Source organism: Lysinibacillus sp. FW12, from assembly GCF_050817245.1.
In the GTDB taxonomy this organism is placed as follows: domain Bacteria; phylum Bacillota; class Bacilli; order Bacillales_A; family Planococcaceae; genus Lysinibacillus; species Lysinibacillus irui.
Window position 1 is genome coordinate 3,479,574 of record NZ_CP139094.1, and the last position, 16,555, is coordinate 3,496,128.

Sequence of the window (16,555 nt, forward strand, 5' to 3'; positions counted from 1 at the left end):
TCCTCCTATGTAGTTGTAATATTTACAATCAAACTAAGTAACTCCCCCTTCTAAATAGAAATTTTTTATTAAAAAACAATATCCCCCCTTTCAAGGTTTTTTGGATTTAGAATATCTTCCGAGATTAATATCACTTTAGGTTTTACCATTAGTCACTTCATTTTCCACTATATTCATAATGATTATCGTTTTATCTTAAAATAAAATTAATAGGTTGTAGGAATTATTTACCTATTAATATAATTCGCACATACAATTTCATTTTTTTAGTTAAAAGAATTAATTAAAAAGTAAAAATTTAACATTATAATAGACTGTTAATTAAGTGATTTGAATTATTATATAATCATCACGCAAAACCTTATGCTTACTATCCTCTAATACTTTTTACTCTTTTGGGTAATAATGTCATTCTCCTATATAAAATAAAACCTTGATACAGCAACGAATGCCTGTACCAAGGTTTTAAATTTTCTCATCACTATATTAATAGTATACTAAAAGAATTTTATACAATTTTATTATTGACAACAAAATCTTATTATTCAGAACGAATATATATTATTTATTTTCAAAATTCTAGGTAAATATATTGTTCAGGTAACTAAATCCGAGCTTATTCCTTAGATGAAGTAAGCTTCTTTTCTTACTAAAGAAATTGGCTCTATTACAAAAAACACCCATTTCTACATGAGTGTCTTATTGTATTAAAGTTAAATTTATTTAATTTTAAAAGTATCTACTGTAAAAATCCTGTCTTAGCTTTCCGCTCTGCTTAGCGTATATCTTTGTAGTCTCACTCTTTTCATGACACAGTAAACTTTAAAAGACATCATTTGGCGCACCTTGTTTGTTTATTACGGACAGAAGACCGAAAGGCAAATGAGCATTGATAATTTAAGATATATTATCAAGCGCATCTCAAATCGGGCTGGTATAAAAAGTATACATCCGCATCAATTACGACATAGTATCAACGCATATGATTAATAACGGTTATTGAAAACAATATGTTTTTAATGTAAGCGATGAATCTCCCTCGATTTTTTTTATCCTGTTGATACCTTTTCCATGCTTCGGATAACATGTGTCTTTCACTCTCCCACCTTTCTATTAGTTCAATGAAAGATTTTTTCATACAAGGATTTTCAACAACCTAAAAAATAGTGATAGTTTCGAACTCTAATTAATCAAAAAGGCACTTTCCTTGTTACCAGAATAGTGCCCAATTATAGAATAACAACTTACAATGTTTTCGAGTTGTTCATTAGTATTCCATTAGTTGTTAATGCCACTCTAACATAATTAAAACTAAAAAGATGTTTTATTCATTCAATTTAGTGGAATAGATTGAACGTGAACATATATAGGAGGGATAAATAATGACAGTCAAATTGACAGTAGAAAACGTAGTACAGGCGAAACAAGAAGTGGAGAAATTAGAAGCACAAGGATATCTTCGAGATAACATTTACATCTTTGCGCACTATGAAGAACGTGAAGATGATATTAACGAAGCACTCGGGACAGAAGAAGCTGGTATTGGCGAGCAAGGGTTCCTGACTACTATGAAGAACCTGGTGAATTCCCGTGGAGATGAACTCCGCAACGAGTTAGCTTCTGTCGGATTAAGTGAATCGGAAGCTGCTCAATTCGAAAAGGAACTGGATACAGGTAAATTGGTCATTGTTGCCAATAAGTAAAAACAAACTCGGGAAGTAAATTCCCGAGTTTGTTTTTCATTTTACAAGTCCTCCTCGTATTCCGTCGACTCTGTATTCCAGATAGCCTTTCAACCAAGTCAGTATAAAACATCCTTCTTTATTGTCAATGAAATTTTCATCTTCTTCATTAAAGAATCTTCTTCGACAATATGGCTCGATTATGGAATAAGAAAAAACCCTGCATATAAACACAGGATTTTTATTCAAAATTGTTATAGATTAATGATTCTTATCTTAAAATGGTGATCTATTAAACTTCCTTTTCCTTATTTAGAAGAGTAAGTGACCAATCAATGCTGCAATTGGTAGAGTGATCAGTGTACGCAGGATAAATAAAACAACTAAATCGAAGAATTTCAATGGAATTTTTGTACCCAGAATAAGGCCACCCACTTCTGACATATAAATCAGCTGTGAAACAGATACCACTGCAATAACAAATCTAGTAACATCCGATTCGATTCCTGCTCCTAAAATTGAAGGTAGGAACATATCGGCAAAGCCTACAACCATCGTTTGAGCCGCTTCTGCTGCTTCAGGTAAACCGAGTACTGTTAAAATTGGCTCAAATGGCTTCCCTAAAATCACAAAGATGCTTGTAAATTCGGCAAGCATTAAGGCAATTGTTCCGAAAGCCATTACAATCGGAGCAACTCCAATCCATAAATCAATGACATTTCTAGATCCATCTTTTAAAAATTGACGTGGATCTCGGTTTGCATGGGCAACAGCTAGAGCGTTTTCTAGACCATGTGAGACAGAATTATAGCCTTCTGGCAATTTTTCACGCGAATAGTCTACTGGCGTACCATCTATATATGTATCTTCCTTCTTAGCAAGTGGATAAATTCTTGGCATAATAATGGCTAACACAATCCCACAAAGCACAACTGTTAAATAATAAGGAATAAAATAGCGTGCCAGGTGCACAGTATCCAATACAACGATACAGAATGTGATAGATACAACCGAGAAACTTGTCGCAATAATAGCTGCTTCTTTCTTCGTGTAGTTCCCCATCTCATATTGCTTACTAGTCATTAACACACCAATCGTACCATCACCAACCCATGATGTAAGAGCATCGATTGAAGAACGACCAGGACTCTTAAATAGGGGTCGCATGATTCTTACCATCATTGTGCCGAAAAATTCAAGTAAACCGAAATTTGTTAAAAAAGGTAAGAGGAATCCAGCAAATAAAAAAATGGTAAATAGGAACGTCACAAGTCCACCATTTGGATCCATTAGTAGTCCACCAGTATTTTCATTGTTGATCGCAGACGGTCCAAAATTAAAGACAACCATGGAAGCAAAAATTAATCCGATAAATCGTGTTATCGTCCAAAACCAGTTTACATAAAACAATGTATCTAAAATACTAGGCTCTTTCGCATTTTTTCGAGGAATAAATTTAGCAATAAGTGCTCCAAATGCTGAAATTGCAAACATTAAGATCGTAAAGTAACTAATAACTGGAGCCACAATCCCCGCAAGAATATTTGCTAATATTGCTATTGGTACTTTCCACCCCTCTTCAGTTAATACCGGTGTCATGAATAAGAAAATACCGATTAAAGAAGGAATAATAAAATAGAAATATGTAGAACTAGAATATTTTTTCATTTTTTTATAAAACCCCATTTCTCTTTTTACGCAAGAAAGCTTGATCATTATGTATTTTTAGCTAGTCATATAGAAATTTGCTACTATAACATTCATACCAAACAAAATTACCTGTAACTATTTTAATACATACCAACAATACATATAGTGTTAATAATTAACTATATTACTTTCCTCCCCTTTGATTGTTGCCACGTTCTACGAGCTAGGATATGCCGTTTTCATTCAATACCTCTTTCCTCCCTCTGTTATAGAACTATTATAAAAACTTTGAAGTTTTGAGTTTTAGCCAGAAAAAGACTTACTTCATTCATGTTTTTATAACATAATTGTGTTATAAAACTATTGTAAACGCTACAATATGTTTGGTTCAACCTTACAATTTTCTGAATATTTATACATGTAATTATTGTTTTGTTATATTTATATAATAATATATTCTAAAATAAACTTCATTCTAGATTAATGAAAAAAAGAATGGGGCTGAAGATAAAATAAGTGAATAGACAACTATACAATGATAAGTTGTCTATTCACTCACTTTGGGATTATTATGGTCTTTTTATTTTAGGACAGGAGATGCAAAAGTCTTTTGTTTCATCAGAGGTTTGATAGTAGAAGCAGCACGTTTTTCTCAGTCGAACTGGATGCTCGGATTCCTCAATTGTCACTTTAGGTCCACAATAGTGGGTCAAAGGATTTTTTCTTTCACCAAAAAGGATACCTGGCGCTTGCTTTACTATGTAATGATAATCTTCTTGGATACGTGCTAGCTCTTGCTCGCTGGCATCTTCTTTTAATTTTGTTTCATATAACCAATTGACATAAATTGCGGTGTTTTCCCACAAGATTGTTTTTGGAATCTTCGTTATAATTGTTAAAGATTGCCATACTTTCGCAAGATTGTCCGCAAAAATTCCTCTAAGAACCTCATCACGCCATTGATTACGGTCTAGTATAGGCTCTGAGACCGTGCTATCGATTAATCGAATTTTGGGAAGCCACGGCTTTGCATTATTTTCTGCTTCTATCCAGATATTGTCGATATGAACAGGTATACCTTTATCAAATCTCGACATCGCATAAAACGCTGAAGCCATAGTTAAAACACTGTAGCGCTTAGCAAATAGCGATGCTGTAACGAGAATAGATGGAGATTGGAAGAAAGGTGCAATTTTTTGTAAATATTTTAAAGCTTGTTTAGTATTCAATAATTCTTGAGCGCATAAAGAGTAGTTTGAATTTATAATGGGTTCCTTCGTCAATCGATAATCTCTTACAAGTATGGCTATTTCTTCAGCTGACAGTTTTACACTCAACTGATCCCTACCTCCTCTAAAATCTCCTCATTCACTGATCGTCCTTTACCATGAGGGACACATAATGGCGTACTAAATAACGGATCTTTTATTATGGTACAGTCCATACGAAAGACAGCCTGTACCATCTCGGCTGTTACCACTTCCTCAGGTTTACCTTGCGCATAAATTTGTTTATCACGCACAGCAACAATATGATGGGCATAGCGACATGCTAAATTTAAATCATGTAACACCATGACAACAGTACGGCCTTCATTTTCATTTAAATCAAATAGTAAATCTAAAATTTCTACTTGATGAGCCATATCTAAATAAGTTGTGGGCTCATCTAGTAAAATAAGATCTGTATTTTGAGCCAATGTCATGGCAATCCACACACGTTGCCGTTGACCGCCAGATAATGCATCCACTGGTCGATCAGCAAATTTAGTCATCTGTGTAACCGTAAGTGCATTCTCCACAATTTTTTCATCCTCAGTAGACCATTGCTTTAACCAGCTTTGATGGGGATAGCGACCTTGCTTAATCAATTGTTGGACGGTTAATCCTTCAGGCGCAACAGGACCCTGTGGTAAAATAGCTAAACGTTTTGCCACTTCTTTGGTAGAAATGGCATGTAGTTGATCATCTTCTAATAATATGTCACCTGACTTCGCTTTTTGAAGTCGTGCAAACGTTCGAAGTAGCGTGGATTTTCCACAACCGTTGGCACCTACCAGTACCGTTATTTTCCCTTTAGGTATTTGAAGATTCAAATCCTCCAAAATAAGATTATCTCCATAACTAACATTTAAATCTCGTGCTTCTAAGACATTTCTCATATTCCTGTCACCTTCTTCTCCGCTTTCCTATTCTTCTATATTAATTTATTGATTGCGCGTTCTAAATAGTAAATATATAAAGAAAGGTGCGCCAATTGCAGCTGTAAATACACCTGTTGGTAAGTCCTTTGGTAAAAAGGCTGTTCGTGCCACAATATCGGCTACGATAACAATAATGCCACCAATAATAGCTGTCACCGGAATTAATCCAGCAAAGGATCGCCCCACAAGCATTCTACTAATATGAGGAGCTACTAATCCTACAAAGGCAATTCCACCAGCAAAAGCGACTGCTGAACCGGCTAGCATCACACTAATAAGTAAAAAAAGTAAACGATACCTTTGCACTTTGACCCCTAGCCCTATTGCCATTTCGTCTCCCAGTTCCTTTACATTCACCGTTCTTGCCAACATAAATGTTAATGGCAATAAAATGGCCACCCACGGTAAGAGTAAATACACATCCTGCATATTCGCCCCATATAAACTACCTGTTAGCCATAAATAGGCCTTCGTTGTCGCTGCCACCTCACTCATAACAAGTAACATGGTCACAACTGCCTTTGCTAAAGCAGAAATACCAATCCCAATGAGGACCATGCGAATAGGTGTTACGCCTTTTCTCCACGAGAGAAGATAGATGATAAAGGAGATTATAGCAGCACCTAATATAGCAGCTAACGGTAAAAATTGAATGCTGACTGTCCCCATATAATACACGATAAAGATAATTGCACCCATGGATGCTCCACTCGTTATTCCGATAATATCTGGAGCCGCAAGTGGATTGCGGATAATTCCTTGTAATAGTAACCCGGCAACACCTAGCGCAGCACCAACTAACAATGCCATCAACACACGCGGGAGCCTTAATGTATGTAAGACAAAATCATAATCCCTATTACCATAGCCGAATAGTTCTTTCACCACTGTGAATGGATGGATAAACTCACTACCCGCAGATAGAGCAAGGACTGATATGATGCCTACTAATAAACTTAGCAGAAGTAACACCCAACAAGTTCTTTTGGCAATTTGAAAAGATATGCGATTAGATTTCGTTCGAACCGACATATAATTAGACATTTTTCGCTAACCCCTTTCGTGCAATATAAATAAAGAAAGGAGCTCCGATTAAGGCAGTCATTACACCAATTGGCAGTTCTAACGGCATCATAACATATCTAGCTGCCATATCAGCTAACAGCAGCAATATCGCTCCTAATATTGCACTATACGGAATAATCCAACGATAATCTGTACCAACAAGATTGATGGCAATATGAGGGACAATCAATCCAATAAAACCGATTGAACCTGCTACAGCAACTGAACTACCTGCAAGTATGATAATGATGATGCCTAGAGTAATTTTCGTGATCATTGTTCGTTGACCTAAACCTTTTGCAATATCATCACCAGATTGTAAAATATTGATAGAACGCCCCATTAATATCGCCACGATTGTTACTATTAAAATAAAAGGTAATACAGGTACAAGCATTTCAATGCTACGTCCTGACACAGACCCCGCTAACCAAAAAAGGACGCTTTGTAAACCCTGTTCATCAATTACTAAAAGCCCTTGCGTAAACGAGACAAATAGAGCTGTAATCGCTGCACCAGCTAATACTATTTTAATTGGTGTTAAACCATCCCTACCTAATGAACCTAAGAAAAACACCATTGCTCCCGCAATGCCCGCCCCTAAAAAGGCAATCCACATATAGCTCATTAAAGATTGAATGGAAAAAAGAGTAATGGCACTGACAATAAAAAATATGGCTCCTGCATTGATTCCTAAAATATCAGGAGCTGCTAAAGGATTTCTTGTTAATGCTCGCATTAATGCCCCTGCTATAGCAAGGCTTGCGCCAACTACTGTAGCGATTACAGCTCTTGTAAATCTAGATGTTCGAATAATAACATGCTCCTTATCAGCAGCATCAAAATGAAACATGGCATCGTAGATTGACGAGAAAGGAATGGGAGTTTGACCAATGGCTATGCTAATGATAAATGCCAGCAAAAGAAACATACAACTGATGAATAAGCCTGTTTGTTTCATCGAAGTACTAGAAAGAATAATTCTCATTTTTATGCCAACTTTCTGATCCACATTTTATCTTATGAATAGGGTTGTAGTTTTCGAAATCTCTAACACTACAGGAGAGGGGCTGTTGTTCAAGCATTCTCCAACACCTTAAACAGCCCTTATCTCCTTCACTATTTTTCTAATTCAAATTTGTCATAAATATCATCTAACATTAAATTAGCACTAATAATCCCACCAGCTAGATTCCAATTTATTTCATCTACTTGATAAACCTGATTTGCCTTTACAGCATCAAGCTCTTTCCATAGTGGATGATTTGTCCACTCTTCATAAACCTTTTTGACTGCTTCATCATTTTCCATAAACATATAAATAACATCAGCATTCATTTGTGTAATGCTTTCTTTGTCTGTTAGTTTCACGATTTCCAATGAATCATCTGTTAAATTTTTAGGGCCTTGAAAGCCAAGCTCTGCTAAAATAGAGCCCGCATACCCAGTTACATATATTCGTGCATGGTCTGCTCTGAAGTTAACAACAGATACATGGAATGGCCATTTATCGCCCAGCTTTTCTTGAATTTTTGTTTGGAAATCAGCCACTCGAGTATCCCAATCCCCTAATACCTCTTTAACTTTTTCTTCTTGATTCATTGCTTGCCCCATCATTTCAGCTGTCCCTTTGAAATCGAAAACCGTTTCATGAGCAACTGTTGGTGCAATCTGAGATAACTGATCATAAATTTCCTCATGACGGACTTTAGAAGCAATGATTAAATCTGGTTTAAGCTTTGCAATTTCTTCAAGATTTGGCTGAGTTTCTTGTCCAACAATTGCAACACCATCAAGATCATTTTTTAAGTAATTATAAATAGGTGCTTCAGCCCAAGATTCTACTACCCCAACTGGCTTAATGCCCAACGCTACTGCCACATCTGTAGCCCCTTGGTAAAGGGTAACGATTTTTGTAGGTGTTCCTTTAATTGTGGTAGTGCCCATTGCATGTTTAATCTCTCGACTAGAGGATTCCGTGTTACTTATTTCTGCTTTGTCATTTTCTTGTGAACTGCTGGAGTTCGATGTTGACTCCCCACATCCAACTAATAAGAGCGCAAAGCTAAATAGCAGTGTAAAAAATATAAAAAAGTCTTTCCTTTGTAGCGATAATTTTGGCATACATATCCTCCTAAGATTTAATTAATAACGATAATCATTATCAATTAAAGAGTATACTGTACGACTGTTTTAATGACAATATCTATTTTTTCAAAAAACGTACTCTTTTCATCAAAATTTATTTTAAATAAAAAATTCAGGACATTGATGTATTAGTTTTGACAGTAAAGAAAAAGGTTAAATCCTTCATCTTGATACTTTTATTTCACTCCTAGATGTAGGCAAGTTGATTTTATAATTTCTACCAAATTAGCTACTTGTTAGATTTACCTATGCATTAATAGGCAAATAAATAGACCCTATCGACATATATCTCATATCTTAATAATGAACTACAACTTATCAAAACAGGAGGTTATAACATGTTTCAACGAAGACGCCATCCGGCGAAAGGTCCACACTGCTGTCCGCCACAAACAATGCCAACGCAATTTGATCCACCACAATTTTTACCACCAGAGCAATATGTACGCACAAATTATATCCATACAGTTGTTCCACACGTACAACCAGCACATGTAACAACAGTGAACAAACATATGATTGATCATCAATACTATTTCCCATGCACAGAATCTGTCGTTAATGAATGCTGTGAAACACATACAATGTGCGGTATGCCGCCTAACCCTTGCCATATGCCACACCATCATAAACATATGGGTTATTAATAAAAAACTGTCTAACCGTACACAGAAATTTAGACGAAAAAAACCGAGTGACCTCATAAGCCACTCGGTTTATCTTTTATGATTAATACATTTTTAAATATTGATCGCGTTCCCATTGATGGACTGTTGTACGGTACATATCGAACTCGATTTCTTTTGCTTCTTTAAAGTTTGCATAAATATGCTCGCCTAATGCTGCTTGTGCTACTTTATCTTTTGCAAGTAATGTTAAAGCATCATCTAATGCTGCAGGTAGGTTTTCAATACCATTTGCTTGACGCTCTTCTTCTGTCATTACATAGATGTTGCGATTAATAGCTGCAGGTGGTGTTAAGCTTTGACGAATACCTTCAAGACCTGCTTCTAAAATAACGGCCATCGCTAAATATGGGTTTGCTGAAGGGTCCACTGAACGTACCTCTACACGAGTTGAAAGCCCACGTGCTGATGGGATACGAATGAGTGGTGAACGGTTTTGTGCAGACCATGCTACATAACATGGTGCTTCATAACCAGGTACTAGACGTTTATAAGAGTTAACTGTTGGGTTTGTCACAGCTGTGAAGCCTTGTACGTGTGCAAGAACACCCGCCATAAATTGCATAGCTGTTTCAGAAAGTCCTAATTCAGTCGATTCATCATAGAATGCATTTTCTTTGCCTTTAAATAGTGATACGTTAAAGTGCATACCAGAGCCCGCTTCACCAAATAGTGGTTTTGGCATAAACGTAGCATGTAAGCCATGTTTACGAGCGATTGTTTTCACTACTAATTTGAATGTTTGGATGTTATCACATGCAGTAACAGCATCAGCATATTTAAAGTCAATTTCGTGTTGTCCTGGAGCTACCTCATGGTGAGAGGCTTCAATTTCAAAGCCCATTTCTTCTAGCTCTAATACAATATCACGACGGCAGTTTTCACCAAGATCTGTTGGAGCTAAATCGAAGTAACCACCATGGTCATTTACTTCTAACGTTGGCTCGCCTTTTGCATCTAATTTGAATAAGAAGAACTCTGGCTCAGGCCCTAAATTGAAGCTTGAAAAGCCCATGTCTTCCATTTTTTTAAGAATACGTTTTAGGTTATTTCGTGGGTCACCAGCAAATGGTTCGCCTTTCGCAGTGTAAACATCACAGATAAAACGTGCTACTTTCCCTTTTTCAGAAGTCCAAGGGAATACTACGAAAGTATCGAGGTCAGGATATAAATACATATCAGATTCTTCGATTCGAACGAAACCTTCAATAGATGAGCCATCAAACATCATTTTATTTTCTAGTGCTTTGTCTAATTGACTTACAGGAATCTCAACATTTTTAATTGTGCCAAGAATATCTGTAAATTGTAAACGAATAAAGCTTACGTTTTTTTCTTCGATGAGACGTTTAATGTCCTCTTTTGTGTATTTACCCACAGTTTTCCACACTCCTATAATTTGTCTAGCTTTTATGTTTACCCTACCCTATTAATTAATAGAATCGAGATAAATCCCCACGTCGGATGGATGATTTTTGCATGCGCTGTGCTTGTCGCATTTCTTCTCGCATGATTTGGCGTAATTCTGAATCACTTAAATCTTGCTCATCAATTGTAGCAACAGGATTTTGCTTTTTAGCAAATATTTTTTTAATCTTTGCCATATTCATACCCTGTTCTAAGTAGTCTTTAACCTCAAGCAATGTGTCGACGTCATTTAGTGAGAACATTCGACGGTTGCCTTCTGTTCGGTGCGGCTCAATTAAATGGTGTTCTTCATAATAACGAATTTGTCGTGCCGAAAGTTCAGTTAATTGCATCACAATACTCATCGATAATAACGGCATAGTTCGTCTAATTTCACGACTCATTTAAGTCCTCCTCCAATACCCGCTTATCATATAACGAAATTTTTTCACTGTCAACCAACCATGTGAGGTTTCCTAACATGACAATGTTATTTTTTTTAAAGTGCTAGAAAATTGTAAAAAACTGTTCAAATTTTTAATTTCCACATGATTATTTTTGAATAGCTTGAACAGCACTGCAAATAGCAAACTTCACATGTTCATATGTCAGTCCACCCTGTATAAAAGCTGTAAACGGCGGACGTATTGGACCATCTGCTGTCAATTCAATACTAGAGCCTTGGATGAATGTTCCCGCAGCCATGATGACATCATCTTCATAGCCGGGCATATAGGCTGGTTCTGGTGCATAATGGGCATTTATTGGGGAATTGGCTTGTATTTCACGACAAAAGGCAATCATTTGCTGTGCCGTTTGGAATGAAACAGATTGAATTAAATCCGTGCGATTCGCCTTATAGCTTGGAGACGTATTCATCCCGATTTCCTCTAGCATGGCTGCCGTAAAGATTGCCCCTTTTAATGCTTGTGATACAACATGGGGTGCTAGGAAGAATCCTTGATAAAAATCTCCTAGCGTATTTAATGTAGCCCCCGCCTCTGCCCCAATACCCGGAGATGTCATGCGATAGGCACATTTCTCCACCAAATCGGCACGGCCAGCAATATAGCCACCAATTTTAGCTAAACCACCACCAGGATTTTTTATCAGTGAGCCGGCCATTAAATCAGCCCCAACCTCTGTAGGCTCCTGTGCTTCTACGAACTCGCCATAGCAATTATCTACAAAAATGACCGCTTGTGGGGCCAATTGACGAATCTTTGCGCACATTTCCGCAATTTCTGCAATCGTAAAGGAAGGTCGTGTCGCGTAACCTTTAGATCGTTGAATTGCAATCATTTTAGTTTGCGGAGTAATAGCCGCTTCCACACCTGTCCAATCAATTGCTTGGTTATTCAGTAAATCGACATGGCGATAGCCGATTTGATAATCTTTCAAGGAGCCTGTATCTTTGTCACCACCATCGACAATAGATTGCAATGTATCATATGGCTGACCAGAAATATAAAGCAGCTCATCACCAGGACGAAGTACACCGAATAGACTAAGCGTGATCGCATGTGTTCCGGAAATGATTTGTGGTCGTACAATGGCAGCCTCTGCACCGAATACTTCCGCATAAACACGCTCTAGATTATCGCGTCCCTCATCATCATAGCCATAGCCGTTTGATGGATGTAAATGATAATCACTTACTTGATGCTTTCTGAAAGCTGCTAGCACCTTCTGTTGATTATAAAATGCCATTTCTTCGACCTTTGCATGATAAGGTCGAACTCGCTCCTCTATTTGTGCTGCTAATGATAGCGTTTGTACTGATAAGTTAGATGTAAACGTCATTCTTTTCTTCTCCATTTCACCGTTGTCCCGCATTTCAATCAGTAAGATTTTTATGATCTAAATTGAACTAACTCTCTCTAGAATTTGCTAATCAACTACTGGTATATCAACGCTCATGACAGATCTTTTTCTTTATTTCATTATCATCTTAACAATTTGTATGTGTACCTGCAAAACTTGCCTATTGTTTCTAAGCGCATTTTACGCTAAGCTAATGTGCGGACTTGTTTCAAGAAGCGTGTTTAATGACTGAATTTGGCTCATAAATCCATAGATTTTGTTACAAGAAAAGTCTTTTAACATAAAAAGAAGTTTATTTATTAATAGAAGGGGTGAAAGGAATGGCTTGGGAGGTTTTTAGTATTATCGGAACAATTGCCTTTGCTATTTCTGGGGCAATTATTGCCATGGAAGAAGAATACGATTTATTCGGTGTCTATATACTCGGAATTGTAACTGCTTTTGGCGGGGGGGCTATTCGAAATTTACTTATCGGACTACCTGTCACGACCTTATGGGGGCAGGATATGATGTTTCAAATTGCGTTAGCAGCGATTACTATATTTTTTATTTTCCCTCATCATTTGATTCAGCATTGGCATCGTTGGGGTAACTTCACAGATGCGATTGGCTTATCAGCATTTGCAATTCAAGGTGCGTTGTATGCCGTTAAACTAGATATGCCTATTAGTGCTGTGATAGTAGCTGCTGTCTTAACTGGTTCGGGTGGCGGCATTGTGCGTGATTTATTGGCTAGACGTAAACCATTAGTTCTACGAGATGAGGTGTATGGTGTTTGGGCTGCACTTGCAGGGCTAATTATTGGATTTGAAGTGTTTACAGGAGACATCTTCCTTTATATTTTATTCGCCATCATCACAGTGTTACGCATTCTTTCCTATATGATGAAATGGCGTTTGCCTTTACGTAAGCTAAATCGAGCATAATGAATGGGGAATAAGCCCAAATAGTATTGCAACTATACAGGCTTATTCCTTTTTTATTTAGCTAATAGTTGCATCGCTTCCTCTAACGTCACCATATTGTTCATCATGGAGCAGGCTGCATCTAAAATGGGAAAAGCTAAGGCGGCACCAGAGCCTTCTCCTAAGCGCATGTTCATATGTAGCATTGGTTCAATGCCGAGTAACGCTGCGGCAATTTTAGCACCCGGTTCCTCTGAAGCATGGGAAGGGATAATATAATCTTTTACTTTCGGTTCAAGCTTATATGCGATAAGTGCGGCAATAGTTGAAATAAAACCATCAATCACAACCGGCTTACGATGGACAGCTGCCCCTAGTATGATACCAGTCATGGCCCCTATCTCTAAGCCCCCGACTTTAGCTAATACATCTAAACCGTCTTGAGGGTCTGGTTGATTGACCTCAATAGCTTTTTTAATAACCGCTGCTTTATGAGCAATGCCACCATTGCCTACACCTGCCCCAAACCCTGTTACTTCAATTGGATCACATCCAGTCAATACAGCTAAAATAGCAGCACTAGGTGTTGTATTACCAATGCCCATTTCACCTGTGCCAAGTACATTAGCCCCTTTTGCTATTTCCTCTGTCGCCACATGAATTCCTACTTCAATTGCTTGAATGGCTTCCTCTTTAGACATGGCAGGTCCTTTTGCCATATTGTCTGTACCGTACTTAATTTTATTGATGATGACACCTGCACCGTGTGGAATCTCTTCTTTCACCCCTACATCTACTGTGACCACCTTGGCATTGGTAATGTTTGCAATCGCGCAAACACCTGTACCACCTTGAGGGAAATTTAATGTTTGAAAGACCGTAACATCTTGTGGATTCGTGGTTACACCTTCTTCACAAACACCGTGATCAGCAGCACAGATAATAATGACCTTTTTATCAACGAGCGGATATAATTGTCCAGTTATCCCAGAAAGCTGCACAGCAATGGACTCTAGTTTTCCTAAACTACCAGGGGGCTTACAGAGAGCATCTATACGCTTTCTTGCTTGCTCCCTCGTTTTCATGTCAGCACCTTGGATGTTTTGTAACGTGTTTTGTAGTAATTGCATGATAATTTCTCCTTTCCTTTTAAGACAAAAAGAAAAAGCCTGTAGTTTATCGTCACAACAAATAAACTACAGACTTTTCCATCATCCATACCTTTTAAAGCAAATAGGCAGGTCTCCTGGCTCAAGTTCAGCATTCCATAGCACCTTCCCAGCAACGCGCTAGTGGTATTTACTATAGAACTCCCTTATACAGTGGCGGGTCCGCTAAAGATTTTCACTTTATTCCCTATTCTCCCCTTTGGGCACCTAATGCTTTTATTAAATTACTTTAAATCTACGACAGCTTATTCTTCCTGTCAAACCCTTTTACACTTTTTCAATTTCACTTTGTAATGTGGAGCCTAATAGGAGAATGGCTCCTATTAGTTGTAGCAGCGTCATTTTTTCTCCAATAATCATCGTGGAGATCACTAATGATGTCAGTGGATCAATATAGCTAAGAATAGCTATACTTTGACCTTTTAGCTGTGACATGCCTAAAAAGAATAAATAAAATCCTATACCTGCATGGACAATGCCCAATACGATGAGTAATAGAATAGAAGCAAAATTTATTTGCATCACCTGAAAACCCGTCGTTCCTACAATATAGAGGCTGAGGAAAAATGCAGCTAAACAGAGTTGGATAATCGTATTATGTGGTTCCTTTAACCCGCGAATATTTTTATTTGTAAATGTTAGTAGGGTGTAAAAGCATGCCGCAATCAGACCATAGACAATACCAATTAAGTGTCCACTATTTTCTGCGTTCTGACTTTGCACTATCAAAAAAAGACCGATAAGTGCTACAACAACATATACTATTTTTCTTGCAACTAGCTTTTCTTTTAAAATAATAGGCGATAAACAGATGACCAATACGGGTGCAAAATAATAACTTAGGGCAGCATTAGCAATGGTCGTTTCCTTATACGCCTGAAATAAAAATATCCAATTTCCACATAAAGCAACACTTGAAATTAATAACGGCCATTTATTCAGGACAATAGCGCTTCTTGCAAAGCTTTCCTTTTTATAAATAAAAATTACTAGTAAAAAACAAGCACCAATGCCACTCATCCAAAAGGCAATCTCACTAGAAGCTAAAGGAATATACCTTGCAAAAACACCGACAGCACCAAAAATAACCATAGATAATACAAATGCTAATTTCCCGCTCATTAAAAATTCCTACTTTCTACGCATATAGTTTGAGCCTATACAGTAGAATCTAATAAGAATGAGCAATCAGTTATCGGATGCCTAAACAGTAGATTCTACTGTAAAGACATTGTTGGGGGTGCTATTGATCGAAACATACAAAATCCCTCCTTCATTACATGTTATCATAACATATTTCTGAAAATTCAGGAGAGTTTGTCTTTGAAAAAATGAGGTAAATTATTCAATAATCTAAATGATGAAAAAGGAGAAGATACGATGAATGCAAAAGAATTAAGAAACGCCATTGCTGAAACATGTGAAACTCATGATAGCCCGTATGCCCAGCTCGTAAAACCAATTAATCAGTTATTAATGGACATCGACGCATCTATTAGCGAAGAAACAGCACATACAATTATAAAAAATTTAAAATTATTTCATAGCGGACATAAATACATTACGGAGTGTCACTTTGATGAAAGTGACAATTTTTTAAAGGATGGTATTGAGCTTCTCCAAAAGGGGGATCTTGCGAATGGTGCACTACAAGTTTACGGGGCTGGTTTGAACTTTGCCAGTTATGCTGCAAAGATTAAAGGACAAAAAAATGTGAATCTTTATAACAATTTTGCAGAAAACTTTGGTTACATTATGAATTCATTAAAAGAATAGACCTAAAAAAAGAAAGAGTAGGCACTCTTTCTTTTTACGT

15 protein-coding genes, 1 pseudogene and 1 riboswitch are annotated in these 16,555 nt (G+C 37.1%); of the genes and pseudogenes, 5 read left to right on the forward strand and 11 right to left on the reverse strand.

The features are described from left to right. Positions 1–844 precede the first annotated feature (844 nt). Both SJW71_RS18085 and SJW71_RS18090 read left to right on the forward strand, forming a co-directional pair. Positions 845–997, forward strand: a pseudogene (locus SJW71_RS18085) (tyrosine-type recombinase/integrase); the annotation flags it as partial. Between the two features lie 385 nt (positions 998–1,382). Then, positions 1,383–1,703 carry a general stress protein gene (locus tag SJW71_RS18090; RefSeq protein ID WP_144787983.1) on the forward strand — a complete coding sequence of 107 codons (321 nt, stop codon included), beginning with the start codon at positions 1,383–1,385 and terminating at the stop codon, positions 1,701–1,703. Positions 1,704–1,994: 291 nt separating this feature from the next. Here the strand turns inward: SJW71_RS18090 and SJW71_RS18095 are convergent, their stop codons facing one another. The 6 genes from SJW71_RS18095 to SJW71_RS18120 form a co-directional block, all read right to left on the reverse strand. Beyond that, positions 1,995–3,350 (reverse strand): YjiH family protein, encoded by a 1,356-nt coding sequence (locus SJW71_RS18095; RefSeq protein ID WP_274796097.1) that lies wholly within the window; start codon positions 3,348–3,350, stop codon positions 1,995–1,997. Between the two features lie 551 nt (positions 3,351–3,901). Then, positions 3,902–4,669, reverse strand: coding sequence for an IucA/IucC family C-terminal-domain containing protein (locus tag SJW71_RS18100; RefSeq protein ID WP_431811318.1), 768 nt, complete (start codon positions 4,667–4,669; stop codon positions 3,902–3,904). After that, on the reverse strand, positions 4,666–5,493 hold the full coding sequence (locus tag SJW71_RS18105; RefSeq protein ID WP_274796093.1) for an ABC transporter ATP-binding protein: 828 nt from the start codon (positions 5,491–5,493) through the stop codon (positions 4,666–4,668). Before SJW71_RS18105 ends, SJW71_RS18100 begins: the two co-directional genes overlap by 4 nt. Before the next feature lie 45 nt (positions 5,494–5,538). Continuing rightward, positions 5,539–6,579, reverse strand: a complete 1,041-nt coding sequence (locus tag SJW71_RS18110) for a FecCD family ABC transporter permease (protein WP_431811319.1) — start codon at positions 6,577–6,579, stop codon at positions 5,539–5,541. Beyond that, positions 6,572–7,588, reverse strand: coding sequence for a FecCD family ABC transporter permease (locus SJW71_RS18115; protein ID WP_312505283.1), 1,017 nt, complete (start codon positions 7,586–7,588; stop codon positions 6,572–6,574). Before SJW71_RS18115 ends, SJW71_RS18110 begins: the two co-directional genes overlap by 8 nt. Before the next feature lie 131 nt (positions 7,589–7,719). Then, a complete protein-coding gene (locus SJW71_RS18120; protein WP_274796090.1) occupies positions 7,720–8,724 on the reverse strand; it encodes an ABC transporter substrate-binding protein in 1,005 nt (334 codons plus the stop codon). A gap of 362 nt (positions 8,725–9,086) precedes the next feature. Between SJW71_RS18120 and SJW71_RS18125 the strand changes: the two genes are divergently transcribed. Next, the gene (locus SJW71_RS18125) at positions 9,087–9,395 is read left to right on the forward strand and encodes a CotD family spore coat protein (RefSeq protein ID WP_274796089.1); all 309 of its coding nucleotides are present in this window, start codon (positions 9,087–9,089) and stop codon (positions 9,393–9,395) included. An 82-nt stretch (positions 9,396–9,477) separates the two neighbouring features. Here the strand turns inward: SJW71_RS18125 and glnA are convergent, their stop codons facing one another. From glnA to SJW71_RS18140, 3 genes are all read right to left on the reverse strand, one after another. Next, on the reverse strand, positions 9,478–10,812 hold the full coding sequence (gene glnA / locus SJW71_RS18130) for a type I glutamate--ammonia ligase (protein ID WP_274796088.1): 1,335 nt from the start codon (positions 10,810–10,812) through the stop codon (positions 9,478–9,480). Between the two features lie 55 nt (positions 10,813–10,867). After that, complete coding sequence (locus SJW71_RS18135; RefSeq protein WP_274796087.1) at positions 10,868–11,245, reverse strand: MerR family transcriptional regulator; 378 nt, start codon at positions 11,243–11,245, stop codon at positions 10,868–10,870. A gap of 148 nt (positions 11,246–11,393) precedes the next feature. Next, entirely contained in the window at positions 11,394–12,644 is a 1,251-nt protein-coding gene (locus tag SJW71_RS18140) for an aminotransferase class I/II-fold pyridoxal phosphate-dependent enzyme (protein WP_274796085.1), read from the reverse strand. Between the two features lie 341 nt (positions 12,645–12,985). Here SJW71_RS18140 and SJW71_RS18145 point away from each other — a divergent pair, with 341 nt between their 5' ends. After that, a complete protein-coding gene (locus tag SJW71_RS18145; protein ID WP_274796084.1) occupies positions 12,986–13,591 on the forward strand; it encodes a trimeric intracellular cation channel family protein in 606 nt (201 codons plus the stop codon). A 53-nt stretch (positions 13,592–13,644) separates the two neighbouring features. Here SJW71_RS18145 and cobT read toward each other — a convergent pair whose 3' ends face one another. Together cobT and SJW71_RS18155 are read right to left on the reverse strand one after the other, a co-directional pair. Continuing rightward, positions 13,645–14,700, reverse strand: a complete 1,056-nt coding sequence (cobT, locus tag SJW71_RS18150) for a nicotinate-nucleotide--dimethylbenzimidazole phosphoribosyltransferase (RefSeq protein WP_274796083.1) — start codon at positions 14,698–14,700, stop codon at positions 13,645–13,647. 89 nt (positions 14,701–14,789) lie between these two features. After that, positions 14,790–14,965, reverse strand: a riboswitch (cobalamin riboswitch). Positions 14,966–15,006: 41 nt separating this feature from the next. Next, positions 15,007–15,861, reverse strand: coding sequence for a DMT family transporter (locus tag SJW71_RS18155; protein ID WP_274796082.1), 855 nt, complete (start codon positions 15,859–15,861; stop codon positions 15,007–15,009). A gap of 258 nt (positions 15,862–16,119) precedes the next feature. Between SJW71_RS18155 and SJW71_RS18160 the strand changes: the two genes are divergently transcribed. Further along, on the forward strand, positions 16,120–16,515 hold the full coding sequence (locus SJW71_RS18160) for a hypothetical protein (RefSeq protein WP_274796081.1): 396 nt from the start codon (positions 16,120–16,122) through the stop codon (positions 16,513–16,515). Positions 16,516–16,555: the final 40 nt, after the last annotated feature.